Source organism: Mesorhizobium sp. M0802, assembly GCF_040320115.1.
Taxonomy (GTDB): domain Bacteria; phylum Pseudomonadota; class Alphaproteobacteria; order Rhizobiales; family Rhizobiaceae; genus Mesorhizobium.
In genome coordinates this window covers 100,830-126,112 of sequence record NZ_JAMYOY010000008.1, presented here as the reverse complement: position 1 = coordinate 126,112, position 25,283 = coordinate 100,830, and the positions used below count along the sequence as shown (strand labels likewise).

Genomic DNA, 25,283 nt, shown 5'->3' with positions numbered 1-25,283 from the left:
AAATTTGACTTAAAATCTACAGCAGTGGCGGCAACTGCGACCCTGTTTTTTGCGCTGTGGGGCGCCGCCGGGCCTGTGGCGAGTTGACAGAAATAGCGAGGTTGCCTAAATTCGCGTTAGTGCAGACTAACATGAACAGATGGACAGCGCTTGGCGACCCGACCAGGCGGACGATCTTCGAACTGCTGGTCGAACAACCCTGTTCGGTCGGGGAATTGGCTCGTGCGCTTCCTGTCACCCGGCCGGCGGTCTCGCAGCACCTGAAGGTGCTCAAGGACGCCGGCCTCGTGGCCAACACACGGCTCGGCAAGCAACGCATCTACCGGATCAATCCGGAAGGCTTGGCCAGCCTGCGCGCCGAACTCGACCGGTTCTGGAGCAAGACCTTGGCGGCCTACAAAGTGGTTGTCGAACAGCCCTTGAAGGAGCAGGAATGAGCACGCATCAACCGCCCGTGAGGCACTCCATCCTTGTCGAGGCTCCGATCGCGCATGCCTTCAAGCTCTTCACCGAGGACTTCGGCAGTTTCAAACCCAAAGAGCATAACCTGCTTGCGGTGCCGATCGCGGAGACGATCTTCGAACCCCGCGTTGGCGGTCACGTCTACGACCGCGGTGTGGATGGCAGCGAGTGCCGCTGGGCACGGGTGCTGGCCTACGAGCCGCCGAACCGACTGCTTCTGAGTTGGGATATCAGCCCTCAATGGCAGATCGAGACCAATCCGGACAGGACCAGCGAGTGGGAAGTCCGGTTTACGGCGGAGACGAATAGCCGGACCCGCGTCGAGATCGAGCATCGCAATCTCGAACGTCATGGCGAAGGCTGGGAAGGCGTGCGCTTTGGGATTGACGGTGATCGAGGCTGGCCGCTGTATCTCAGGCGATTCCAAGATCTTTTTGCCAGCAAGGTGACCTGAAGGAGCACAATTATGGAACCCTATTGGCTAAGCATCCTCGGTGTACTGATCCTCTGTCTTTTGTCAGTCGCGCTGGCGGTTTACTCGGGTTCGTCCAAGGGATTTGCCGGAGCGCTTTCCGGTCCGGTGATCCCGGCCGACGACGCCAATCTCCTCTACAGGATCGACCGCGTGCATATGAACTCGGTCGAGGCGCTGGCGCCTTTTGTCGTCCCGGCGGTGCTGGCCATGATGGTTGGCGTTGGGTCGGCCACGTTGGCGACCATTGTCTGGGTTCATGTGGCGATACGCCTGCTTCACCTGGGGGTTTACCTACGCGGCGGCAATGCCGCCAAGGGTGGCAGTGTCAGAACGATCGTCTACGTCTCTGGAGCGCTCGTCACGCTTGTCCTCGTCCTTGTGACTGGGTGGGCTGCCAGAAGTTGACACGTACGCGCGACCGACGCTTTGTTTGTTTGGTAGCCGTCGCCATCGGCTGGACGTCCGCTACAGCCGGGGCTAACCTCCCGGCAAGGTGCCAGGCGATTTCGAGGAGATGCAGCCATGACGTTGCACGGTGATACCCTGAAAGATGCGATCGGCCGGACACGGGACAAATGGGGGTGGTTCGTCGCGCTCGGCGTGCTGCTGCTCATCTTCGGCGGCATTGCCTTCGGCAATCTGTTCGTCGCCACCGTCGCCTCGGTCTATGTCGTGGGCTGGCTGATGCTGATGGCCGGCATCATCGAGATCGTGCATGCCTTCGGTGAAGACCTGGAGCCGCTTCTTCTATTGGCTGCTCAGCGGCCTGCTTTATGCCGTTGCCGGTTTCTTTGCCTTCGACAATCCGCTGCTGGCCTCGACGGTGCTGACCTTGCTGCTGGCGGTGGCGCTGGTCGCTTCAGGCGCGCTCAGGGCCTGGGTCGGCTATAGCCACCGACCGGAAAAGGGCTGGGGCTGGGTCGTCGCGGCGGGCCTGATCAGCGTGCTGGCGGGGCTGACTATCGCCATGGGCTGGCCGGTCAACAGCCTGTGGGTGCTCGGCCTGTTCCTGGCCATCGACCTGATCTTCCAGGGCTGGAGCTTCATCGCTCTCGGACTGGCGTTGAAGAAGTAGGGCCTTGAAGAGGTAAGCGGCCGGAAGGCTCAAAAAGCGATGGCGCCGTCCAGATCCGAAAGCGGCCTGACGCCGGCCAGCAGCGCGCGCGCCTCCGCCTCGTCGCGCTTCATTTGTGCCACCAGCGCATCGAGCCCATCGAACTTCACCTCGGGGCGCAAAAAGCCGAAGAACGATACGTCGCAGATCTCACCATAGAGATCGCCGGCAAAGTCGAAGACGAAGGTTTCGAGCAGCGGCGCGCCATTGTCGTCGACAGTCGGGCGACGCCCGAAGCTGGCGACACCATCATGCAGCGTGCCGTCGGCGCGGCGAAAGCGGACGGCATAAATCCCTTCCTTCAGAGTCGTTTCCAGCGAAAGCCTCATGTTGGCTGTCGGGAAGCCGAGCGTGCGGCCTAGCTGCTGGCCGCCGATCACTTCGCTTTCGACGGTGAAGCGGTAGCCGAGCAGGCCTGCGGCCTCGGTGACCTCTCCCTCACAGAGCAGCTCGCGGATACGGCTCGACGACACCACCTCGGCGCCCTCGTCGCGAAAGGCGTCGACCAGGGTGACGCCGAAACCATGGCGTTCGCCTGCCGCCATCAGAAACGCAGGACCGCCCTGCCGGTCCTTGCCGAAGTGAAAATCGAAGCCGGTGACGGCATGGGTGATGCCGAGGTTCGTCTCCAGCACATCGGTCACGAAAGCCTCGGCCGACAGGCCGGCAAAGGCGCGCGTGAACGGCTGTTCGACGAGTGCGGCAAAGCCCAGATGCGACAGCAGCCGCGCCTTCATCGGCGGCGGCGTCAATACGAACAGCGGCATATCGGGCCTGAACACCTTGCGCGGATGCGGCTCGAAGGTCAGCACTAGCGCCGGCACGCCGCGCCGCCTGGCTTCGGCAAGCGCGCGATCGAGCACCGCCTGGTGGCCGCGATGGACGCCGTCGAAATTGCCGATCGCCACCACGCCGCCGCGCAAATGCGGCGGCAGCGGCGCGGGTGCTGAAATGTGTTCGAAAGCTGCGCTCATGCAGCAACCCTACCGCAGTCTCGGAATGACGGCGACCGGCCGGTAGCCGTGCATTTGCAGAAAGGCTGCAAGCCTGGCAGGGTCCGGCTGCATGGCATCGCCGTAGTCGCGCGCGTGAATGCCGCCCGACACGTAAAGCACGTCGATGCCGTTGTCGGCGGCGCCCTTGACGTCGGTCATCATGCCGTCGCCGATGGCCAGCACCTCGGAGCGCTCGACGTCGCGGCCGAGAAGCACGGCAACCTCCCGCAGCGCCACGCCATAGACCGGCGCATAGGGTTTTCCGGCGATCAGCGTGCGGCCGCCAAGCTGGGCATAGTCGCGCGCCAATGCGCCGGCGCACCAGATCATGCGCTCGCCGCGTTCGACCACGATGTCGGGATTGGCGCAGATGAAAGGCAGGTTCCTGGCGCGCAGCCGGCGCAGCAGATCGGCGTAATCCTCAGGCGTTTCCACCTCGTCGTCGAACAGCCCGGTGCAGACCGCGCCGGAGGCCTCGAACTCCTCGACGAGCTCGACGTCCAGACCGTCATAAAGGGTGAAATCGCGGTCGGCGCCGATATGGAAGATTTTTCGTGGGCCTTCGGCGATAAGGTCGCGGGTCACATCGCCTGAGGTCACGACGCGGTCGTAGGCGGCGGCGGGAACGCCGATCGCATTCATCTGCGCCACCACATCGGCATTGCGGCGCGGCGAGTTGGTGATCAGGACGACCGGGACCTTCGCCGCACGCGCGGCGGCAAGCGCTTCGGCAGCCGCCGGAAAATGCCATTCGCCATTGTGGATCACCCCCCAGACATCGCACAGGATGGCCGAGTAGGCGCCCGACAAATCCGCGAGCGAGCCGATGATGTCAGGCGAATCCGCCATGCCGTTTTCCTGCTGTGACGATCATTGCGAGAGCTGCAGCCGACGGTCCGCCGCAACCGGCCCCGCATTAACCGAAGCGTTTCATCCTGTCACCAGCTTTTCGGCACTTGCGAGGCTGTTGCGCAACGGGCTGATCGAAGGTTGCAACAGGCAGGAACCACCCTTCTCCGAGCTTCGGTCGATCGAAACAATGTCGCACCGCTGATCACCAGGGCCGAGTGGTTAACGAGCCTTGAAAAGATGGGCCGATGTTGAATGTATTTCAGCAACCTGAAATTTAACGATTTTGTGGGCATCTTCGGACCGATATTGGGTCCTGGCAGGGGTGCTGAAGGCATGATCCGCAGATTTCTGAACGACAGACGCGGCAACTATGCCTTGATGACAGTGATCACCATGGTGCCCTTGATGGGCGCGCTGGCGCTTGCAATCGACTACACCGATCTCCTGCGCCAGAAGCAGAACATGCTGAACGCGCTGGATGCCGCCGGGATTGCCACGGCACAGCAGATCGTCACCGGGGCGACCGACACGGCAGTCAAGGCCTATGCGAAGGATTTCTTCGAAGCCAATCTCGGAAAGGTCAGCTCGGCCAATACGGCCCTGACGGTGACGCTGCCCAACAACAACGCAGGTGGCGGCACGCTGAAGCTGTGCGCCAGTTTGACGTTCCACCCCTATTTCCTGCCGGTGGCGGCCATGCTGATCGGAAGAACGTCCACCGATGCCAAAACCTCCGCGTGCTCCGAGATCCGCCTCAAGAACACGCTGGAAGTGTCTCTCGTGCTCGACAATTCCGGCTCCATGAGCATCAACGGCTCCGGCACCGGCCAGCCGCGAATAGATTTGCTCAAAAAGGCCGCTACCGAGCTTGTCAATACGATGGCGCTCCAGGCCGCACAAATGAGGCAGGTCACCAGGCCGGTGCAGTTCTCGCTGGTCCCGTTTTCCGCCTCGGTCAATGTTGGCCCAGCCAACAAGGACGCAACCTGGATGGATACGACCGGCATTTCGCCAATCCATCACGAGAACTTTGATTGGCAGTTCATGTACAAGAACGCGTCGTCTGGTTATGACTCGAATAAATACATTGAAAAGGTCGGCAGTGCTTACTGGAAGCGCGGCAGTGGCTGGGGCACCGGGCAATACGGCCAAAATACCACGGCGACGCGGTTCAGTCTCTTTGCAAACGACATGAAGGCCACGACCTGTACGAAAAAGAACTCGAACGGCAGTTGCAAGACCTCTGTGACCGCCCAATACGAAGCCTGGAAGGGCTGCGTGGAGGCGAGGCCGTATCCCTATAACGACGACGACACGTCGCCGACCACTGGCACGCCCGCCACCATGTTCGTGCCGATGTTCGCGCCGGACGAAGCTGGCAATTTCTGGACCGACACCACTCGCACCAGCACATCGACCTGGGGTTACGCCAACAATTGGTGGATCGATTATTCCGACACGCTGACTGTCACCAAACGCCAGGCGGATATGCGAAAGTATTTTCTGACAAAGCCCTGGGACGCATCGAGTACTGCGGCCGATGATGGGCCCAATTCGGCATGCACGACCGCCGCGATCACGCCGTTGCAGGACATAACCACCACCGACGGCAAGAAAATCCTGACGGATGCCATCAATGCCATGGCCCCGACGGGCAACACCAACGTGCCGGAAGGGCTGGCCTGGGGCTGGCGGACGGTGTCGAGCAACGAGCCATTCACAGAAGGCCGGCCGAACACTGAAAGGGGCAACGACAAAGTCGTCATCGTGCTGACCGACGGCGCCAACACCTACAGCATCGGCCCCACAAACGACATGACCAGCAGCTATGCTAAGGACGGATCGACCTACGCCGCCTATGGTTATACCGGCCCGAAAACGGGGGAAACCGCGACCCGCCTTTTCGTCAACACGACCGTCCCCAAGACAACTTATACGGCGGCCAACTACACAACCGCGCTTGACCAGCAGATGCAAACGCTTTGCACCAATGCGAAGAATTCGAACATTCTCTTGATGACGGTCTCGCTTGACCTGGTTACCACCAAGCCGGCGGAAAAGACCGCCATAGACGCGCTCAAGAAATGCTCCTCGGATTCGCGCTTCCGCAAGGATCCGACCGACCCGAGCAAACCGGCGAAGCTGTATTGGAACGCGACCGGCGCCACCTTGTCGCAAAGTTTCAAGGAAATCGCCGACGAACTGTCGAACCTGCGCATCGTCAGCTGATCGGTGCGATCTTTCGAACACGGCGCTCCGCCTCGGCGGGGCGTTTTGTTGCGGCGTTGCTCACGTGTCCGTGCATTTGGTTAGCGCCTGGTGAAGCGCTATCCGCGCAATCGAGCAGTTTCCCAAACCCATCCTTCAACGTTTTGTGAAACTGTGGCGGCATTGAAGAATCCGCAGGCGGGGCCGCTTACATCACATGCGTGAACTCTGGCGCACATTCCGGCGTGACTTCTGGCGTGACCGCCGCGGCAATTACGCTCTGATGACCGTTGTGGCGATGGTGCCACTGATGGGCGGAGTGGCAATGGCTGTCGACTACACCGGCGTGGTCAGCGAGAAGCAGAGGGTGGTCAACGCGCTCGACGCCGCCAACTTCGCCACCGCGCGCCGGCTGGTGGAAGGCGCCACCGACGACCAGTTGCGGGCCTATGCGCTCGACTTCTTCAAGGCAAACCTCAACGACGTCGATCCCGCCGACACGACGCTCAGCGTTACGCTGCCCAGCAGCACGACCGGCGGCGGCATCGTCAAGCTGTGCGCCAGCCTGGTCTACAAGCCCTATTTCCTGCCGGCAGCGGCGATGCTGATCGGCAGGACGTCGGAAAACGTCACCTACTCCGTGTGTTCGCAAGTCCGGCTGAAGAACACGCTGGAAGTGGCCATGGTGCTCGACAATTCGGGGTCGATGTCGAACACGGGCACGGGTGCCGGACAAAAGCGCATCGACCTTCTCAAGCAAGCCGCCAAGCAGCTCGTCGACACGCTTGCCTTGCAGGCCGCGATGATCAAGCAGATCGACAAGCCGGTCCAGTTCAGCCTTGTGCCGTTCGCCGCCTCGGTCAATGTCGGCGCCAGCAACGACAACGCGTCGTGGATCGACGCCTACGGGCTGTCGCCCATCCACAATGAGAATTTCGCCTGGTCGACGCTTAACGCAGCCGACAAATATGCCCAGAAGATCGGCGGCATCTGGTACAAGAAAGGCACTGGCTGGGGTGAGCAGGAGGGGCAGATGCTGACCCGCTTCTCGCTCTACCGCGACATGAAGGTGGTCACCAGCCACGAGCGCATCGTCGGCAGCAAACGCGTGGTCTGCGACAAATATCGCGCCAATCATACATGCTCGGACAGCCACAACGAATACGACTACAACGACACATACGGACCGTTCGCCAGCTGGCAGGGCTGCGTCGAAGTGCGGCCCTATCCCTATAATGTCAACGACGCGCCGGCCTCCGGCGGACCGAACAACACCGGCACCGGCGTCGGCGATCCCGCGACCATGTTCGTGCCGATGTTTGCGCCGGATGAGCCGGGCAATCATTGGTACATAACGCAGGACCCCGACGAGGTGGCCCCCAAGACCTATGGCGCGGCCAACAGCTGGTGGAACGACGATCCGGCGAGCACCACCGGCAAGACCAGGCAATCCAACATGGCCAAATATTTCCAGCCACGGCCGATGAACGCGCCGGTGCTGGGGACGGGTGCCGGTCCGAATTACAGCTGTACCACCACGCCGATCACACCCCTGACCGACGTCGCCAACGCCGCCGGGCTGACAAAGATCAAGGCTGCGATCGACCTTATGGCGCCCAACGGCAACACCAATGTGCCGGAAGGCATGGCCTGGGGCTGGCGCACCGTCTCCAGCACGGAGCCTTTCACAGGAGGACGTCCTGAGACGGAGCGCGGCAACGACAAGGTGGTCATCGTGCTCACCGACGGCGAGAACACCTATTCGACGGTGAGTTCCGACCCCGCCGGCAACAAGTCGACCTATGCCGGCTATGGCTATGCCGGCGTCGGCTACAACGGCACTGCGGTCACCCGCCTGTTCGGCGGCACGTCGAGCGCCATCGGCCAGCTCAACTATTCGTCGAGCAACTACACCGCCGCGCTCAACGAGCAGATGGCGACGCTGTGCAACAACGCCAAGGCGGCCAACATCATGGTGATGACGGTGGCGCTCGATATGTCGACGACCGACGCCGGCGACAAGAGCGCGATGGAGGCACTGAAGACGTGCTCGTCGGACTCGCGCTTCCGCAAGGATCCGACCGACCCGAGCAAGCCTGCAAAACTGTTCTGGAACGCGACCGGCGCCACGCTGTCCGACAATTTCAAGGAAATCGCCAACGAGCTCTCGAACCTGCGCGTGGTGAGCTGAGGGTTGAAGCTGCTGATCTTCCCCCTTGCGGGGGAAATTGGCGGCTTCGCCGCTTTCGCCAATTTTCGACGCTGGCGCAAAGGCTCCCGCCATCATGCTCTTGCGGTGAGTCAAAACGCGTGCTCGGTATCGTCACCTCTTCCCGGAGATCGCCCGTGCCCGAAACCGCCAACCATCTCGCCTTCGCGCTGGTCTGCCTGGGCATGGTGCTGACGCCCGGGCCGAACATGATCTACCTGATCTCGCGCTCGCTGTCGCAAGGCCCCAAGGCCGGGCTGTTCTCGCTCGGCGGCGTGGCCGTCGGCTTTCTGTTCTATGTCGTATCGGCTGCGCTGGGCATCACCGCGCTGCTGCTTGCCGTGCCGTTTGCCTACGACGCACTGCGCATTGCCGGCGCGCTCTATCTGCTATGGCTCGCCTGGCAAGCGGTGCGGCCCGGCGGGCGCTCACCATTCCAGGTGCGCGAACTGCCGAAGGACAGGCCGCGCAAGCTGTTCGCCATGGGTCTAATGACCAATCTGCTCAACCCCAAGGTGGCGGTGCTTTATCTGTCGCTGCTGCCGCAGTTCATCTCGCTGGGCAAGGGCCATGTGCTGTCGCAGCTTCTGGTGCTCGGCGCCACGCAGATCTCGATCAGCCTGACCGTCAATGCCATCATCGCGGTAACGGCCGGTTCGATCGCCACCTTTCTTGCCGGACGGCCGCTATGGATGATCATCCAGCGCTGGATGATGGGCACGGTGCTCGCCGCGCTGGCGCTTAAAATGGCGACCGACGCGCAACGCTGATCGGACGCAGCGCGCCGAGACTACATCGGCCGCCGACCTTCCCATTCGAATCGGCCGGCCGAACCTGCACGGAGGCCAGCGATTGAGATTTTCGCAGCCCTGCCCGGCAAAAGCCATGATCGCCGCTAAGTCAGGCAGGCATGACAATGATCTGCACCACCAATCACCCGCTCGCGCAAACCCGCTCTGGCGCAGCAAGTCCAAAACCAAACAGGCGCCTACTGCTGATCGGCCTTGCAGCCATGGCCGGCCTCGCTGCTTGCAGCACGGTCTCGGTGCCGACCGGCGAAGGCGCCGGTGTGTCGTCCTCGGCCACCGCGACGCTGGCCGGCATCCGAGCTTCGGCCGGACTGCCGGCGCTGGTGCCGGACGCCCAGCTCGAGCAGGCCGCTCGGCAGCAGGCCGGCTATATGGCCTCACGCGAACGCATGAGCCACACGACGGGCTGGGGAAAGGATTTCGCGTCGCGGATGAAGGACAATGGCGTGCGGGGCGCCGCCGCCGAGAACATCGCCGAGGGCCGCTTCGACCAGCAGAAACTGTTCGACATATGGATGCATTCGGCTGGCCACCGCCGCAACATGCTCGATCCGGATTTCAGCCGCTTCGGCCTCGCCTATGTACGCGACGGACGCGACAGCGCCATCCGCTACTGGAGCCTGGTGCTCGGAAAATAGCAGCCAGCGGTTACGGCGCGAGCCAGCCGTCAGCCTTTCGCGATCAGCTCGCCGATATCCCCGGCCGACAGGGGTTCGCTGAAATAATTGCCCTGCACCTCGTCACAATTGTTCTTGCGCAGGAAGGCGACCTGGTCTTCCGTTTCGACACCTTCGGCCAGCACCCGAAGGTTCAACTTCTGCCCCAGGGAAATCACGGCGCCAGTGACCGCCTGATCGTTCTCGTCGGTCGCGAGATCGTTGATGAAGGACTTGTCGATCTTCAGCCGCGCCACCGGAAACGTCTTGAGGGCGCTGAGACTGGAATAGCCTGTTCCGAAATCGTCGATCGATATCTGCACGCCGAGCTTTTGCAGTCCGTTCATCGTTGCGACCGCCAGCTCGAAATCCTGCATGATCAGGCTTTCCGTCACTTCGAGCTCGAGATACCTCGCCTCCAGGCCGCTTTCCTTCAATGCGTTGACGACGCGGTCGATCAGGTTCTTCTCCCGGAACTGCCGCGCCGACACGTTGACGCAGACGGTTACGGGCGACAGACCGGCGCGCTGCCAGGCTTTGTTCTGCCGGCAGGCTTCGTGCAGGATCCAGTCGCCGAGCGGCACGATCAGCCCGGTCTCCTCGGCGGTCGGGATGAACATCGCCGGCGAAACCAGGCCTCGCGTCGGGTGGTTCCAGCGCACCAGCGCTTCGACGGCGAAAACCTGCCCCGATCGCAGATCCACCTGTGGCTGATAATGCAGAGCGAATTCCGACCGGGCGAGCGCGTTTCGCAATTCCTCCTGAAGCAGGAATTTTTCATGTGCCGTTGAGTTGAACTCCGGGGCATAGAACTGGAAATTGTCGCGGCCGAATTCCTTGGCGCGATACATGGCGGCGTCGGCATTGGCCAACAGCGTATCCGGGCTGGTCCCGTCCTTCGGGTAATTTGCGATGCCGATGCTGGCCGTCGTTCTCAGCCGATGCTCTCCGACAAGAACCGGTTCCGCGATCGCATCCCTGATCGTCTGCAGGGTTTCCGAGACCACATCGACATTCGTGGTTTGGTCGAATAGGACGATGACAAATTCGTCGCCGCCAAGCCGCACGACGGTGTCGGTGGCCTTCACGCATCCAACCAAACGGCTGGCGACGGTCTTGAGGAGTTCGTCGCCGGCATTGTGGCCAAACGTATCGTTCACCAGTTTGAAATTGTCGAGATCGATGAACACCACCGTCATCCAGCGATTGTATCGCTGCGCGTAGAGGACCGCCTGGGAAAGCCGATCCTCCAGCAAAGCGCGATTGGGCAGGCCGGTCAGCGCATCATGGTTGGCCATGAAGTGGATCTGGTCTTCCGCCAATTTGCGCTCGATCGCGATGCCGGCAATGTGTGTGGTGAATTCGATCAGGCGGGTCTCGGCATGGGTGGGTTCGCGCACGGTCATCGAATACATGGCAAAGGCGCCCAACACGACGCCCCGATGCGACAGGATCGGGGTTGACCAGCACGAACGATAGCCATGGGCTGCCGCCAGTTCGCGGTAATCGTCCCAAAGCGGATCCTGCAGAACATCGGTAACAATGACCGGTTCCCGCCGGTAGATGGCGGTTCCGCAGGATCCCACCTTGGGACCGATGGCCGCCCCATCGATGGCGCTCGTATAGGCTTTCGCCAGGCCCGGCGCCGCACCGTGACGCAAATGAATGCCGTCCTTGTCGAGCAGCAGGACGGAACCGAATATCCCCTTCAACTGAGCCTCGACGAAGCGCATGAGGCGGTCGAGCACGTCCTCCAGCGGCGCGCTCGTGGCAATCATTTCGAGGATCTGCGCCTGCCCGCTGCGAAGGACATCCGCCTGCTTGCGGGCGGTGATGTCGTGGGCAATGCCAACCAGGCCGAAGATTTCATTTTGGCGATTGCGCAACGGCACCTTCGTCGACGAAAGCCATTTGCCGTTCCCCAACGCATCCACGACAAACTCTTCCGCATCGATCACTGGTTGTCCGCTCTTGAGCAGGCGCTGCTCGACCAGGCGAAATTTCCGCGCAACTTCCGGGGGGTGGAGATCAAAATCGGTCAAACCGATCATGTCGCTGGTCTTGTTGCGGCCGCTATCGGTCGCAAGGGCGCTGTTGACCACGACGAAACGGCTTTGCGTATCCTTGACCCAGAGATAATCGGGCACCCAGTCGATCAGCGCCTGCAGCGAAATGCGCTCGTCGACGATCTGCCGATTGGCGAGGAGTTCAGTGATGTCCTCATGCGTGGCGATCCAACTGCCATCGGGCATGGGCTGGTTACGGATCTGGATTGTGCGACCATCGACAAGTTTGGCGGTCCAGAGCCGCGAAGCCTTGCCCGAATTGATCGAGCGAGCCGTTGCGAGATAGGTGTCGGCGGCCGTCGCCGCCGTGCCGGCGGCGACGCGGCGTTCGACTATTTCGCTCAGTGTCACGCCAGGCCGCAATTCCTCGGGCGCAATGCGGTAGATTTCCGCATAGCGCCGGTTGCTCAGGATCAGCCGTTCATCGGCATCGAAAAAGCAGATGCCTTGCGAAATATTCTCGATCGCAGTCTCGAAGCGCAGGGTCTGCCCTTCGAGACCCGCAATGGTCGTGCGAAGTTCTCCCTCGAGCGTATCGTAGGAAACGTCAGCCAGTCTTGCCAATGCGGCTACGCCCACCGGCCCGCGCGCCCCGACGGATCTTCTGGATGACTTCGTGACCAAACAGACCTCCTCCGGTTTGGCACCTGAAACAAGAAAGGGCCTCTGTCGTGCCAAATGAAAGTCGACTGACAATGTTACAGATGTGCTAATTCAAGATGAACTGTAACGGAATTGGAGGCGTCAGCAACCAGATACCAAAGGTGCAAATGTCATTTCAAATCAACTTCCAACGGCTCATTATCGATATTCTTTTGCACACGCGGGTTTTGACGATCATCCGAGCAACAAATCATCAGGGGCAACCAGCTTGCTGCCAGCGCTACCGGCGCCCGCCTCAATCCATATGCGCGGCAGGAGCGGCCGCGCCGGCCGGAGCGGTCTTCGGCTTGCGCAGCAGGAAGACAAACGGAATGGCAACCAGCGTCATCACCATCAGCAGTTTGAAGTCGTTGACGTAGGAGATCATCATCGCCTGGATGTTGACCATGCGGTCCACCTGCGAAAGTGCCGTCGGATCGCCGCCTGCTGCCGCCGGCGAGGCCGCCCACAAATTGGGGTTGAACGGGTTGATGAAAGCCGACAGTTCGGTGTGATTGACCTGCGTGTTGCGCACCATGAGAACCGTCACCACCGACACGCCGATCGACGAACCGAGATTTCGAACCAGGCTGAACAGGGCCGTGGCGTCGGTGCGGAAGCGCACGTCGAGCGTGGCGAAGGCCACCGTCGACAGCGGCACGAACACCATGCCCATGCCGAGGCCCTGGATGACGCCGGAGCTGAGGATCAGCCAATTGTCCATCTGCGGCGTGAAGGAGGACATGGTGTAGAGCGACTGCGCGGTGAGCAGAAAGCCGATGACGACGAGGATCCGGGCGTCGATCCTGCTCATGAGCCGCCCAACGACAAGCATCGAAATCATCGTGCCGACACCGCGCGGCCCCAGGACGACGCCGATGGTGACGGTTGGATAGCCGAAGATGGTCGACAGCATCGGCGGCAGCAGCGACATCGAGGCCAGGATCAGCACGCCCATGACGAAGATGAAGGCCAGGCCGGTGACGAAATTGCGGTCGAGGAAGATCTTGGGGTCGATGAAAGGACGTTCCGCCGTCAGTGTATGGATGATGAAAACCCAGAAGCCGGTGATCGAAAGAGCAAGCTCGATCCAGATTTCGACCGAGGAAAACCAGTCGACCTCGCCGCCGCGGTCGAGCAGCAGCTGCAGTGCGCCGACGCCGAGCGAAATCATGGCGAAACCGAAGAAATCGAAGCTGCGGATCCGCCGGGCAACGACCGGCAAATAGGCTGCCATGCCGAGGAAGGCGATGATGCCGACCGGCAAATTGATGAAGAACACCCAGCGCCAGTTGAAATTCTCGGTCAGCCAACCGCCCAGCGTCGGACCCAGGATCGGCCCCAGCATGATGCCGGCGCCCCAGATGGCCATCGCCTGGCCGTGGCGTTCCCTGGGGTTGATGTCGAGCAGGAAGGTCTGCGACAGCGGCACGATGGCTGCGCCGAACACGCCCTGCATCAGCCGGAAGAACACAATGCTCTCCAGGCTCCAGGCAATGCCGCACAGCATCGAGAACACGGTGAAGCCGACAACCGCCGCCAGGAACAGTTCCTTGCGGCCGAAGCGGTCGGCCAGCCAGCCGGTCACCGGCGTCATGATCGCGGCGGCAACGATGTAGGAGGTCAACACCCAGTTGATGTTGTCGGGCGACGCGCCGAGGTCGCCGGTCATGGTCGGCAGCGCGACATTGGCGATCGTGGTGTCGAGCGCCTGCATGACCGTCGCCAGCATCAGCGCCACGGTGATCAGGCCGCGATGCGGCACTTCCTTGAAAGGTTCTGGTGTGGTCATGATGCGGAACTTCCGACAGGTAACAAAAACGTGTACATTAGGTTTCCAGGCGGCGAGGCCTTCTCTGGTGAAGAGACCCTCATCGCGGTGGGACGCGATCTATCGATGTGGGGGTTACATCGATCGAAGGTCTCGACACATCAGGCGCTTGCCGCCCGGAAATCCAAGGTCCGAAGGATGGGCGCCGAGATGGTCCAGGTTCTGGGCAGGCCGCGATGCGGCCCGGTCCAATCCACCCCTCGTTCAACCTGCCGTCGGACCGATCCTGTCATCTCAACTTCACCTCGCCTGCGGCGGGCGTTCTGCCGGGCCGTGATCCTGCTTTTCGAGATCACGGTCCATTCACAGTCTATTGTGCTTCGCCTGCGGTGGCGTGGCCGAAGATAGCGGGGAACCCGCGAGCAACGCCGGTATCCACCGTAACCGAGGCGCTCATGCCGGTGCGCAGCGCCATTTTGGCGTCGGCATCGGTCAGCTCCAGGCGCACCGGAATGCGCTGCGTGACCTTGACCCAGTTGCCGGTGGCGTTTTGAGCTGGCAGCAGCGAAAACTCCGCGCCGGTGCCGGCGCCGATCGCCTTGACGGTGGCCTCGAAAGTTCTGCCCGGATAGGTGTCGACGACGATCTCGGCCTTCTGGCCAGGCTTCATGTGGGTAAGCTGGGTTTCCTTGAAATTGGCATCGATCCAGGTGTCGCCGGTCTCCACCAGCGCAAACAGCGGCGTGCCGGAACCGACATACTGGCCGACCTTGAACGAGGAGGCCTGGCTGATGACGCCGTCGGCCGGCGCCTTGACCGTGGTCTGCGCCAGATCGTAGGCGGCCTTGTCGCGCGCGGCGAGTGCGGCCATCACGGTCGGATGCTTGTCGGTCTCGATATCGGGATTGCCGGCGAGAGCGGCCTTGGCGCTGATGATGCCTTGCTCGGCAACGGCCAGTTGCTGCCTGGCCTTGTCGAGATCGTTCTTGGCCTCGTCCAGCGACGATTTGGCGTTGATGCCCTTCTGGGCAAGGTCGGCGGCGCGGTCATACTGCGACTGCGCGTAGTCGACCTGGCTGGCATCGGACTTTTCCTGCGCCAGCGCCTGGCTGTAGGCGGCGCGCAGCTGTTCGATACCGACGCGTGCGACTGCGACCGCCGCGTCGGCCTGCGCCAATGCGATCCGGTAGGGCTCGGGGTCGATGGCAAACAGCACATCGCCCTGCTTGACCTGCTGATTGTCCGAGATGCCGACCTGAACGATGCGGCCGGCCGTGTCCGAGGCGATCGACACCTTCGCCTGCTGCAAATTGGCGTTCTCGGTTTCCTGATAGCGACCGCCGGTCACCCAGACATAACCGCCGCCAACGGCCAGCGCGGCCGGCAGGGCGACCATCAACAGCAAGCGGCCGATGCGGCGCTTCTTGACCGGAGCCGGAGCGGGCTGCACCGGGGGAGCCACCGCGACAGGTGCTGCGGCCGGCTGTGCAGGCGCTTCGGCAACCGGCTGTGCCGGCGCCTCGATCTTGGTTACATTCTCGTCCAGCTTGGCTGCCGCGTTCATGCTGCTGCCCCTTCCGTACTCTTCAAGGACGACGTCTCGCCGTCCGCCAGGTTTTGCACGATGGTGTCCAGCGCCCGGATCAGGACGCGGCGGTCGTCCGGCGAAACCCCGACCAGCGATTCCTCATAAACTTCGCCAGCAAGGCTTTTGACCTCGGCATAGGCCGCGTTCGCCTTGGCTGTCGGGAAGATCATACGCACGCGCCGGTCAGTTGCGTCGGAGCGCCGCTCGATCCAGCCGCCCTCCTCCATCCGGTCGACGAGGCGTGAAACGCTGATCGGCTCGATTTCGAGGAGTTCGGCGAGGCGAGCCTGGGCGACGCCCGCCTCCTTGGCAACGCGAACGAGAAGCCGCCATTGTGCCGAGGAAAGGCCAAGTCCGCGGGCGCGCGCCTCGAAGCGCTTGCGCATGAGGCGCTGCACGTCGTGGATCAAAAAGCCTAATCTATCTATGCCGTCGGAAACCATGAGCGGTATATATTATAAGCGTGCTTACCATTCAAGGCGCCGCATTGCACCAGAGCCGAAAAAGAGGGATGGCAGCCATGCAGATGCGGTCATGGTGGCGGCGCAATCAATGCCGGATGCGGATGACCTCCCGACCGAGACGTGAATTGCCGTCGAGAACGCCGCGAGAAGAAAGGTCGTCTTGCGCGTCCCCGCCACCGGCACACCTAGGCTTTCGGCGGCATTTTCGCCGGCGGCGAAGGCATCGAGCCGGCGGTGGTTCCACAGCGCATAGGCAAGGGTGGTGCCCGCACCTAGCGCGCCCAGATATTGTCCCAGCGAGCCAGGCCGAGGCCGCCCAGCAACGGCTTTCCACGATGGTGACCTGCCACAGTCGACCAGCGCCCCTCGATTTTACGACAGGCGCAATTTCGATCAAACTGGCCTCGCAAAAAGCCGACAAAATGTGCCGCCAAATGCGAGGAGACCTATGAACCCGACCGAGAAAGCGCTGTGGTTTGTCGAGAGCCATCTGCCGGAAGCGATCTCGCTTGAAGATGTCGCGCAAAGCAGCGGCGTCTCGCGCTTTCATGTGACGCGCGCCTTTAGCGCCGCCACCGGCCGTTCGGTGATGGGCTATATGCGCGCGCGCCGGCTGACCGAAGCGGCGCGCAAGCTGGCTTCCGGCGCGCCCGACATCCTCGCGGTCGCGCTCGATGCTGGCTACGCCTCGCACGAAGCCTTCACCCGCGCCTTCCGCGATCAGTTCGGCACGACGCCGGAACTGGTGCGCGCGCAGGGCAGCCTCAGCAATCTCGATCTCGTGGAGCCGATCCTGATGGACCAGTCCTTCCTCGCCTCACTGCCGCCGCCGCGCTTCGAGACCGGCCGTCCCTTCCTCATTGCCGGCCTCGGCGAGCGCTACAGCTGCGAAACCAGCGCGGCCATTCCGATGCAGTGGCAGCGCTTCGGTCCCTATATCGGCAACATTCCGGGCGAGACCGCTGACGTCGCCTATGGCGTCTGCGTCAATGGCGACGATGCCGGCAATTTCGACTATATCGCCGGGGTCGAAGTTTCGGATTTCTCGGACCTGCCGAAGGAGCTTTCGCGGGTGCGGGTGCCGGCGCAGAAATACGCCGTGTTCACCCATGCCGAGCACATCTCCACCATCCGCCGCACCGTCAACACGATCTGGAACAAATGGCTGCCGGCGTCGGGGCACGATATAGCCGACGGCCCCGAATTCGAGCGCTACGGCCCGGAGTTCGATCCGCGCAGCGGCAATGGCGGGCTGGAGATATGGGTCCCGGTGGCCTGAACGCCGCTACAGCTCCAGGTTCCAATTCTGGCCGACCAGATCCTTGCCGAAGGCGTGATGGCGCTCTTCGTCCACCAGCCTGAAGCCGGCACTCTCGTAGATGTGGCGGGCGGCGGTCAGGATGTCGTTGGTCCATAGGGTCAGCGTCTTGTAGCCCTTGGCACGAGCAAAGCCGATGCACTCCTGAACCAGCCGCTTGCCGATGCCGAGGCCGCGCGCCGATGGTTCGACATAGAGCAGGCGCAGCTTCGCCACCGCGTCGGATTTGCGCACGACGAAGACCGAGCCGACCACCTCCCCTTGCCGTTCGGCAATCCAGCTGCGTTCCCATTCTGGATCGAAGGATTTTACGAAGGCGCCGAGGATTTCGGCGACCAGCGCCTCATAGGTTTCGTCCCAGCCATAGTCCTGTGCGTAGATCTGTCCTTGGCGGCGCACGACCCAGCCGATGTCGCCGACCTGCAAAGGCCGCAGCATGTAGGGGACTTTGGGCTCCGGGCTGTCGGCAAGGAGTTGCTGCACCGTCTGCATGGCCTTGACCAGCCGGTCCTGTTCGGCAGCGGGAAGCCGCGCCAGCAAGGCCGCGACCTGGTCTTGCGAACCGCGGTTCAGCGGCGCGAAGGCCTGCCGCCCCACCGGCGTCAGCGTGATCGACGACTGCCGCGCATCCGACGCCAGCGGCGCGCGCGCAATCAGCTGCAGGTGCTCGAACTTCTTCAGGAGCCGACTGACATAACCGGCGTCGAGGCCGAGATCGCGGATGAGATCGCTGGCGGTCAGGCCATCGCGATGCGCCAGTTCGTAGAGCACCCGCGCCTCGGTCAGCGAGAAGGCGCTTTTCAGCAGGCCTTCGTCGAGCAGACCTATCTGGCGGGTGTAGAAGCGGTTGAAAGCCCGCACCGCGTCGATGCGTTCCTTGCCGGGTTGATGATGGATCGTCATGGGAAGCCTCCTGCCCATCAACGATCGGTCATTTATTTGACTTAGTCAAGTATCGAGGAGATGCTCCCCCGGTCGTGTCTCAGGCGACGGCGCGGCGGCGCCGTGCGATCAGGACGAACAGGCCGAGCAGCACGACGCTGGCCGCAGCACTGGCGGCGGCAAATTCCGGCACCGGCCGAAAATCCTTGCCGTCGATCAGCAGCGATGCCGCGACCGGGCCGATCGCCAGACCGAAAAGCTGGGCCGCCGGCACCAGAAGCACGGCCGTGCGCGTCTCGTCGGCGGTGATCGCCAGCCGGATCTGATAGGGCACGATGAACAGAAGGATGAAGCCCATGATCAAGGCCGCGACCCAGAAAACCGTCAGGCCGGGGCTGCCGGCGAGCATCACGGAACTGGCGACGGCGACCACGCCGATCGCCACGATGGCGAAGCGGTAATCGATGCGCGCCTCGAAGACGGTAGCCGTCATTGCGCCCAGCACCTGCAATGCCAGGCTGGCCGAGACGATCAGGCCGACGGTGCGGCCATCGATGCCGTATTGTGCGCCAAGTGGCTCGAGAAACGCCCAGACCGAGCCGAAGAACATGAAGTAGCAGAAGACGCTCAGCAAAGCGGCAAGCGAAGGAACGGTCAGCACATTGCTGAACTGTTCCTCCTTGGGCAGGTCGGCATAGCTATCCGGGACGATGAAGGCGACGGCCACCGAGGCGATGCAGACGACGGCAAGAACGATGAAGCCGCCCGCCGATCCGGCGGCCGGGATGACGTAAAGCGCCAGCAGCAGGGCAAGGGCGCATTGCGCCAGGGTCTGAAGGGTGACGAAGAAGCCGCCGATGCGCTCGGCCCGGCGTGAACGGGCGATCAGTTCCGTGGCGACCGCCACCAGCCCACCCTCGGCGAGGCCTGCCACCGCGCGGGCGGCAATCAGCGAGGTCGAGGTCAGCGCATAGGCGGTCGCCCCGTTCGCCAGCGCCAGCAAGAGCAGAAGGACGGCACTTTTCAAGCGCATATTGTGGGCGGACAGCATCATGGCGATGGCCGCCGATCCGATGCCGATGGCGATCATCTCCGCCGTGGCGACCAGCGCGAGTTCGTCACCGCTGACATGCCCTTCGGTGTAGAGCGCGCCGAGAAGCACCGGCTGCAGCCCGAGAATGAGCAGGCCGACCGAGCCGATCCACAATGCCGAGGCGAGTTGCGCCCCAGTGGGGTTGCCGACCAGCCAGTCGCCGTTCCCGGCATCCGCGTTACCAGCAGAAGTCACGGTCGCCTCCCAACGTCCTTGCCTGACGGCAAAAAAACTGACAGTCTGTCAGCATTTAGAAACTGATACTCGATCATATTCGTTTGTCAATCAGTAGCGGGACTTGGCACCAACAAGGCTGGGGATGGTCTTGGCGATCGAATGGTCTGGGCGATCGAGAGGATGGCGGCATGAACGAAGCAGTGCAGATGACGACCGAACCGAGGCGCAGGCCCAAACAGGAGCGCAGCCGCGAGCGCATCGACGCCATCCTGTCGACGACCATGCGGCTGATCGGCGAGAAAGGCATCGACGCCGTCACCATGAAGGAAGTCGGCGCACAGGCCGGCGGGCCGATCGCCACCGTCTATCATTACTTCCCCAACAAGTCGGCGATCCTGGCGATGCTCTACGAGCGATTCTCCGAAGTGAGCCGCGCCCGGCTTGCCGCGATCGTTGCCGACGTCGGCGGGCTGAGCGACGTTATCGCTGCGGCCGACCGGCTGCTCGACGACTACTATGAGCGCGTCGCCGGCGACCCCGCCATTCAGGACCTGCAAAACGCCATCCAGGCTGACAAGGCGCTGAAGAATCTCGACATCGCCGAAACCCGGCGCCAGGCGACGATGTTCTGCGACCATGTCGGCCCCTTTCTCGCGCCAGAGCGACGCAATGAGTTCGGCCGTATGGTTTTCCTGATCTTCCAGCTGGCCGGCGGCGTCGTGCGCATGGCGCTGACCCAGGACCAGGAGGAAAGCCGCCACACCATCGAGGACTACCGGTCGATCATCCATACGCAGTTGGGACTGTTTCTCTAGCGCCCGATTCGACCCCGTCCGGTCTGGTGGATGAGGTTTTCGAAGCCGTCGGCCAGGTTGGCTGTGCCGGCGGCAACAATCTTCGACAGGTTCCTGGCGCGACCTGGGGTCTTGTTGGCATCGAGCAGCACGGCCCTGCCCTCATGCACGACAAAGTCGAATTTGCCATAGTCGAAGCCCAGCTTCCGACGCAAGGCGCGCAGTTCGTCGGGAACCGCAACCGGCTCCCGGCGGACGGTGTCGTCGCCCTTGACCAGGCGCTGCGGCGAGACATAGCGGGTGCAGCGCTCCCGATCGCCGCAGAATATCCAGAACCGCGCCGCAAACCCGTCGGGCTCGATTTCGGGAATGAATTTTTCCACGATCAGGTCGGCACGCCTGAAAATCTCCGGCGCCACATCGGCCAGCGAGGCATGCACCTGATAACGGCCGAAGGTCTGCGCGCCCGGGAAAGGCACTGCCTTGCCGGCGCGAACGGATTTTCGGTTGAGCTGCTCCTCGGGCGTCCCCCAATGATTGAGGTTGCTCTTGACGATGACCTGGCCGCTCCAGTTGGCACCCTCCTCGAGGATCGCACCACTGATGCGGCGCTTGGAAATGTCGGTTGCACCAAGATTGAGACAAATCGGAAATCCGCGCGCGTAGTCGACATAGTCCGATGGCGTCACTGTCGCGTCGACATGCAGGACGGCAATATCGGCGTTATGACTTGCCGAGGGTCCACGCATGATCTGCACGGAGTGACCGCGCCGTTTCAGCTCCGCCAGGACGTCGAACAGCATGTAGGGGCTGTCCTGGCGCAGCAGGAGGCCCCGCCGGCTCTGGAAGCGGTCAAATTCATGCGTTATGACGGCAATGCGGGCCATGGCCTTTCCTGCATGAGGTAACTCGCAAGGCAACCAACAGCCTGGAAGGAAATATGTCCAGCCTTTCCCCAAACCGTTCCGCATGACTGAGCATTGGGACGCAATTCGCCGTCATTGGCGGCTTCTCGGGTCGCCGCTGTGTCCGCCCCCGGAAGCTGTCGCCGCCTATGAGCGCGAACTTAGCCTGCAATCAGTCGATGTGGTGCTGCTCGGGGTCACGCCGGAGCTTGCCGGCCTCGGAAGGACCATGCTCGCGATCGACGAGTCCACTGCCATGATATCGGGCATCTGGCCGGGCGATACCGCCTCACGCAAGGCGGTGATCGGCAACTGGCTGGAGTTGCCGCTGGGCGACGAAAGCGCCGGGGCGGTGATCGGCGACGGCTGTCTGTCGGCGCTGGACTCCTCGGTTGCACGGCAGGCGCTGCTTGCCGAGATCGCGCGTGTGCTGAAGTCCGATGGGCGGGCTGCATTGCGCGCCTATGCAAGCCCTCAGGTGCCGGACGATCTGCAGGAGGTCCGGGCGCTGACGCTGTCCGGTGGTGTCGCGACCTTCCACGAACTCAAATGGCGCATTGCCATGGCTTGTGCCGGCGGCGATCCCGACCGCGCCATTCCGGTGCGGGCGATCCTCGACGCCTTCGATGCGCTGTTTGCCGACCGGGAGGCCCTTGCCGCGACGACCGGATGGGAGATGCCGGTCATCGGCACCATCGATGTCTATGCGAATTCGCAGACTGTCTACAGTTTCGCCCCGGCGGCGACGCTGGTCGAAGAGGCGAGCCGGTTTTTTGACAGTGTCCGCCTCGCGCCGACAGGGACCTATGGGCTGGCTGAACGCTGTCCGCTTCTGGTGCTTATATCGCCGCGGCGCCGGTAGGGTCTGCCGTCGGATCGCGGCACGGCTCCAATTGGCACAATTGTGCTCACCGTTCGCCTTGACTCTCGAAAGCCACGCGCTTATTTCAGCGCACGTTAGCACTCTCCCCAGGTGAGTGCTAACGCACATCCGGCACCGCCGGATCGAGGAACAGCTCTCACCGTTCTCATTCGAGGAAGAAAAAATGGCAAAGTCGAAGTTCCGCCCGCTTCATGACCGCGTGGTCGTACGCCGGGTCGAATCCGAATCCAAGACCGCCGGCGGGATCATCATCCCGGATACGGCAAAGGAAAAGCCGCAGGAAGGCGAGATCATCGCCGTCGGCTCCGGCGCTCGCGACGAAGCCGGCAAGCTGGTCCCGCTGGACGTCAAGGCCGGCGACCGCATCCTGTTCGGCAAGTGGTCGGGCACCGAAGTCAAGCTCAATGGCGAAGACCTTCTGATCATGAAGGAATCCGACATTATGGGCATCATCGGCTGATCATCGGCCTCACCGTCAACTAATTTCGGGCTTGATCGCAAGCCCCCTGCCAGGAGCTAAAAAATGGCTGCTAAAGACGTAAAATTCTCCCGCGACGCCCGCGAGCGCATGCTGCGCGGCGTCAACATCCTCGCCGACGCAGTGAAGGTCACGCTCGGCCCCAAGGGCCGCAATGTCGTCATCGACAAGTCGTTCGGCGCACCGCGCATCACCAAGGACGGCGTCACCGTCGCCAAGGAAATCGAGCTTGAAGACAAGTTCGAAAACATGGGCGCGCAGATGGTCCGCGAAGTTGCTTCGAAGACCAACGACATTGCCGGCGACGGCACCACGACCGCGACCGTTCTGGCGCAGTCGATCGTCCAGGAAGGCCACAAGGCCGTTGCCGCCGGCATGAACCCGATGGATCTGAAGCGCGGCATCGATCTGGCCGTCACCGAAGTCGTCGCGGCTCTCGGCAAAGCTGCCAAGAAGATCAAGACCTCCGAGGAAGTTGCCCAGGTCGGCACGATCTCGGCCAATGGCGACGAGTCGGTCGGCGCCATGATCGCCGAAGCGATGCAGAAGGTCGGCAATGAAGGCGTCATCACGGTTGAAGAAGCCAAGACCGCCGAGACCGAGCTGGAAGTCGTCGAAGGCATGCAGTTCGACCGCGGCTATCTCTCGCCCTACTTCGTCACCAACGCCGACAAGATGGTTGCCGAGCTCGAGGACGTCTACATCCTCCTGCACGAGAAGAAGCTGTCCAACCTCCAGGCCATGCTGCCGGTTCTCGAAGCCGTCGTGCAGACCTCCAAGCCGCTTCTTATCATCTCGGAAGACGTCGAAGGCGAGGCTCTGGCCACGCTGGTCGTCAACAAGCTGCGCGGCGGCCTGAAGATCGCCGCCGTCAAGGCGCCGGGCTTCGGTGATCGCCGCAAGGCCATGTTGGAAGACATCGCCATCCTCACCGGTGGCCAGGTCATCTCGGAAGACCTCGGCATCAAGCTCGAGAATGTCGGCCTCAACATGCTCGGCCGCGCCAAGAAGGTGTCGATCTCCAAGGAGAACACCACCATCGTCGACGGCGCCGGCAAGAAGGCCGAGATCCAGGGCCGCGTTGCCCAGATCAAGCAGCAGATCGAAGAGACCACGTCGGACTACGACAAGGAGAAGCTGCAGGAACGTCTGGCGAAGCTCGCCGGCGGCGTTGCGGTGATCCGTGTCGGCGGCGCGACGGAAGTCGAAGTCAAGGAAAAGAAGGACCGCGTCGATGACGCCCTCAACGCGACCCGTGCGGCCGTGGAAGAAGGCATCGTTGCAGGCGGCGGCGTCGCTCTCCTGCGCGCTTCGGCCAACATCAAGGTCACCGGCGTCAATGCCGACCAGGCTGCCGGCATCAACATCGTTCGTCGTGCACTGCAGGCTCCGGCCCGTCAGATCGCTTCGAACGCAGGTGCTGAAGCTTCGATCGTCGCCGGCAAGATCCTCGACAACAAGGGCGCGACCTACGGCTACAACGCCCAGACCGGAGAGTATGGCGACATGATCGCCATGGGCATCGTCGACCCGGTCAAGGTCGTTCGCACCGCTCTCCAGGACGCGGCTTCGGTCGCCGGCCTGCTCGTCACCACCGAAGCCATGATCGCGGAGGCTCCCAAGAAGGAGTCGGCCGGCGGCGGCATGCCTGGCGGCATGGGCGGCGGCGGCATGGGCGGCATGGGCGGCATGGATTTCTAATCCAAGCTATCTGGCTTATGCATACGGAAAGGGCGCCGAGAGGCGCCCTTTTTTGTTTTGGAAAGCGGATGGTTAGGCGGCGCTGTCCGCCTGCCGCGCAACCTTGCCTGCAAGCACCGCCTGCTCGACAAGTGCCGCCACCTCGTCGGCCACCACCAGCACCGGTGCACGGTCGCGGGTGGCCCGCGCAATCACCATAAGCCCTTCCAGCGACGATTCGATCAGCAGCGCCAAAGCGTGCGCGCGGCGTTCGGGCACCCCTGCCCTGACGAAGGCCTGTCGCAGCAAGCCGATCCATTGCTCGAAAGCCGATCGGCAGAGTTCCGCCAGTTCCGGCACATCGGTGGGTGAATCCAGCACCACCGGCGCGATGGGGCAACCCAGCGAAAAATCATTGTCCTCCAGCATGCGCCCGACCGACTGGTAGATGTGATGGACGGCCACTGCAGGATCGCTTTCGGCTGCCAGTGCTTCGCCCAGCCTTTTCGTGACGTCGGCAACGCTGTTGCGCGTCACCTCGATGACCAGTTGGTCCTTGCCGCCCGGGAAATGAAAATAGAGCGAGCCGCGCGGCGCCCCGCTGGCGCCCAGAATGTCGTTGAGCGAGGTGCCGTGATAGCCGCGCTGCCTGAGCAACAGGCCTGTGGTCTCGAGTATGCGGGTGCGGGTGTCGTTGGCCATGTCAACCTCTGTCAGCAGTGACGCATTATAGGCCTCGCCAAGAATATGACAATCGGTCTA

At 62.5% G+C, this 25,283-nt stretch carries 23 protein-coding genes and 2 pseudogenes; 13 read left to right on the top strand and 12 right to left on the bottom strand.

Going from position 1 to position 25,283, the window contains the following annotated elements:
- Positions 1-131: 131 nt before the first annotated feature.
- The 3 genes from NKI10_RS13995 to NKI10_RS13985 are packed head-to-tail and all read left to right on the top strand — an operon-like array spanning position 132 to position 1,342.
- Entirely contained in the window at positions 132-437 is a 306-nt protein-coding gene (locus NKI10_RS13995; protein ID WP_352860476.1) for an ArsR/SmtB family transcription factor, read from the top strand.
- Entirely contained in the window at positions 434-916 is a 483-nt protein-coding gene (locus NKI10_RS13990; protein WP_023827614.1) for an SRPBCC family protein, read from the top strand. Before NKI10_RS13995 ends, NKI10_RS13990 begins: the two co-directional genes overlap by 4 nt.
- A 12-nt stretch (positions 917-928) precedes the next feature.
- Positions 929-1,342, top strand: coding sequence for an MAPEG family protein (locus NKI10_RS13985; protein WP_352860473.1), 414 nt, complete (start codon positions 929-931; stop codon positions 1,340-1,342).
- A gap of 72 nt (positions 1,343-1,414) precedes the next feature.
- Here NKI10_RS13985 and NKI10_RS13980 read toward each other — a convergent pair whose 3' ends face one another.
- The gene (locus NKI10_RS13980; protein ID WP_352860593.1) at positions 1,415-1,654 is read right to left on the bottom strand and encodes a hypothetical protein; all 240 of its coding nucleotides are present in this window, start codon (positions 1,652-1,654) and stop codon (positions 1,415-1,417) included.
- Here NKI10_RS13980 and NKI10_RS13975 point away from each other — a divergent pair.
- Positions 1,538-2,012, top strand: a pseudogene (locus NKI10_RS13975) (HdeD family acid-resistance protein). The gene NKI10_RS13980 and the pseudogene NKI10_RS13975 overlap by 117 nt on opposite strands.
- Before the next feature lie 29 nt (positions 2,013-2,041).
- Here NKI10_RS13975 and NKI10_RS13970 read toward each other — a convergent pair.
- On the bottom strand, positions 2,042-3,025 hold the full coding sequence (locus NKI10_RS13970; protein WP_352860471.1) for a bifunctional riboflavin kinase/FAD synthetase: 984 nt from the start codon (positions 3,023-3,025) through the stop codon (positions 2,042-2,044).
- A 9-nt stretch (positions 3,026-3,034) separates the two neighbouring features.
- Complete coding sequence (locus tag NKI10_RS13965; protein WP_352860469.1) at positions 3,035-3,895, bottom strand: TIGR01459 family HAD-type hydrolase; 861 nt, start codon at positions 3,893-3,895, stop codon at positions 3,035-3,037.
- Between the two features lie 336 nt (positions 3,896-4,231).
- On the opposite strand from NKI10_RS13965, the gene NKI10_RS13960 reads away from it, so the two are divergent.
- The 4 genes from NKI10_RS13960 to NKI10_RS13945 all read left to right on the top strand — a co-directional run bounded on the left by NKI10_RS13960 (position 4,232) and on the right by NKI10_RS13945 (position 9,762).
- On the top strand, positions 4,232-6,127 hold the full coding sequence (locus NKI10_RS13960; protein WP_023739211.1) for a TadE/TadG family type IV pilus assembly protein: 1,896 nt from the start codon (positions 4,232-4,234) through the stop codon (positions 6,125-6,127).
- A 196-nt stretch (positions 6,128-6,323) separates the two neighbouring features.
- Positions 6,324-8,297 carry a pilus assembly protein gene (locus tag NKI10_RS13955; RefSeq protein ID WP_023753761.1) on the top strand — a complete coding sequence of 658 codons (1,974 nt, stop codon included), beginning with the start codon at positions 6,324-6,326 and terminating at the stop codon, positions 8,295-8,297.
- Positions 8,298-8,452: 155 nt separating this feature from the next.
- Positions 8,453-9,085 (top strand): LysE family translocator, encoded by a 633-nt coding sequence (locus tag NKI10_RS13950; protein ID WP_023700637.1) that lies wholly within the window; start codon positions 8,453-8,455, stop codon positions 9,083-9,085.
- Positions 9,086-9,327: 242 nt separating this feature from the next.
- Positions 9,328-9,762: a CAP domain-containing protein gene (locus tag NKI10_RS13945; RefSeq protein WP_023700638.1), complete on the top strand. Its 435-nt coding sequence runs from the start codon at positions 9,328-9,330 to the stop codon at positions 9,760-9,762.
- A 29-nt stretch (positions 9,763-9,791) separates the two neighbouring features.
- Here NKI10_RS13945 and NKI10_RS13940 read toward each other — a convergent pair whose 3' ends face one another.
- From NKI10_RS13940 to NKI10_RS13920, 5 genes and pseudogenes are all read right to left on the bottom strand, one after another.
- Positions 9,792-12,410, bottom strand: a complete 2,619-nt coding sequence (locus tag NKI10_RS13940) for an EAL domain-containing protein (protein WP_352860466.1) — start codon at positions 12,408-12,410, stop codon at positions 9,792-9,794.
- 334 nt (positions 12,411-12,744) lie between these two features.
- Positions 12,745-14,280 carry a DHA2 family efflux MFS transporter permease subunit gene (locus NKI10_RS13935; RefSeq protein WP_023671527.1) on the bottom strand — a complete coding sequence of 512 codons (1,536 nt, stop codon included), beginning with the start codon at positions 14,278-14,280 and terminating at the stop codon, positions 12,745-12,747.
- Positions 14,281-14,629: 349 nt separating this feature from the next.
- Entirely contained in the window at positions 14,630-15,823 is a 1,194-nt protein-coding gene (locus tag NKI10_RS13930) for an HlyD family secretion protein (protein WP_352860464.1), read from the bottom strand.
- The gene (locus NKI10_RS13925) at positions 15,820-16,290 is read right to left on the bottom strand and encodes a MarR family winged helix-turn-helix transcriptional regulator (RefSeq protein WP_031203001.1); all 471 of its coding nucleotides are present in this window, start codon (positions 16,288-16,290) and stop codon (positions 15,820-15,822) included. Before NKI10_RS13925 ends, NKI10_RS13930 begins: the two co-directional genes overlap by 4 nt.
- Positions 16,291-16,422: 132 nt before the next feature.
- Positions 16,423-16,631, bottom strand: a pseudogene (locus NKI10_RS13920) (iron chelate uptake ABC transporter family permease subunit); the annotation flags it as partial.
- Positions 16,632-16,759: 128 nt separating this feature from the next.
- Between NKI10_RS13920 and NKI10_RS13915 the strand changes: the two are divergent.
- Complete coding sequence (locus tag NKI10_RS13915) at positions 16,760-17,590, top strand: AraC family transcriptional regulator (protein WP_352860461.1); 831 nt, start codon at positions 16,760-16,762, stop codon at positions 17,588-17,590.
- Between the two features lie 6 nt (positions 17,591-17,596).
- Here NKI10_RS13915 and NKI10_RS13910 read toward each other — a convergent pair whose 3' ends face one another.
- The gene (locus NKI10_RS13910) at positions 17,597-18,532 is read right to left on the bottom strand and encodes a bifunctional helix-turn-helix transcriptional regulator/GNAT family N-acetyltransferase (RefSeq protein WP_352860459.1); all 936 of its coding nucleotides are present in this window, start codon (positions 18,530-18,532) and stop codon (positions 17,597-17,599) included.
- A 79-nt stretch (positions 18,533-18,611) separates the two neighbouring features.
- Complete coding sequence (locus NKI10_RS13905) at positions 18,612-19,799, bottom strand: MFS transporter (protein ID WP_352860457.1); 1,188 nt, start codon at positions 19,797-19,799, stop codon at positions 18,612-18,614.
- Positions 19,800-19,969: 170 nt separating this feature from the next.
- On the opposite strand from NKI10_RS13905, the gene NKI10_RS13900 reads away from it, so the two are divergent.
- Positions 19,970-20,596, top strand: a complete 627-nt coding sequence (locus tag NKI10_RS13900; protein ID WP_352460578.1) for a TetR/AcrR family transcriptional regulator — start codon at positions 19,970-19,972, stop codon at positions 20,594-20,596.
- Here the strand turns inward: NKI10_RS13900 and NKI10_RS13895 are convergent.
- On the bottom strand, positions 20,593-21,462 hold the full coding sequence (locus NKI10_RS13895; protein ID WP_023682987.1) for a hypothetical protein: 870 nt from the start codon (positions 21,460-21,462) through the stop codon (positions 20,593-20,595). The two genes, NKI10_RS13900 and NKI10_RS13895, sit on opposite strands and share 4 nt — an antisense overlap.
- 82 nt (positions 21,463-21,544) lie before the next feature.
- Here NKI10_RS13895 and NKI10_RS13890 point away from each other — a divergent pair, with 82 nt between their 5' ends.
- From NKI10_RS13890 to groL, 3 genes are all read left to right on the top strand, one after another.
- Positions 21,545-22,342, top strand: a complete 798-nt coding sequence (locus NKI10_RS13890; RefSeq protein WP_023682988.1) for a class I SAM-dependent methyltransferase — start codon at positions 21,545-21,547, stop codon at positions 22,340-22,342.
- Positions 22,343-22,526: 184 nt separating this feature from the next.
- On the top strand, positions 22,527-22,823 hold the full coding sequence (gene groES, locus NKI10_RS13885) for a co-chaperone GroES (protein ID WP_006203049.1): 297 nt from the start codon (positions 22,527-22,529) through the stop codon (positions 22,821-22,823).
- 63 nt (positions 22,824-22,886) lie between these two features.
- Positions 22,887-24,542: a chaperonin GroEL gene (groL, locus tag NKI10_RS13880; protein WP_023709705.1), complete on the top strand. Its 1,656-nt coding sequence runs from the start codon at positions 22,887-22,889 to the stop codon at positions 24,540-24,542.
- A 72-nt stretch (positions 24,543-24,614) separates the two neighbouring features.
- On the opposite strand, the gene NKI10_RS13875 is transcribed toward groL, so the two are convergent.
- Complete coding sequence (locus tag NKI10_RS13875; RefSeq protein ID WP_023684303.1) at positions 24,615-25,223, bottom strand: TetR/AcrR family transcriptional regulator; 609 nt, start codon at positions 25,221-25,223, stop codon at positions 24,615-24,617.
- Between the last annotated feature and the right edge of the window lie 60 nt (positions 25,224-25,283).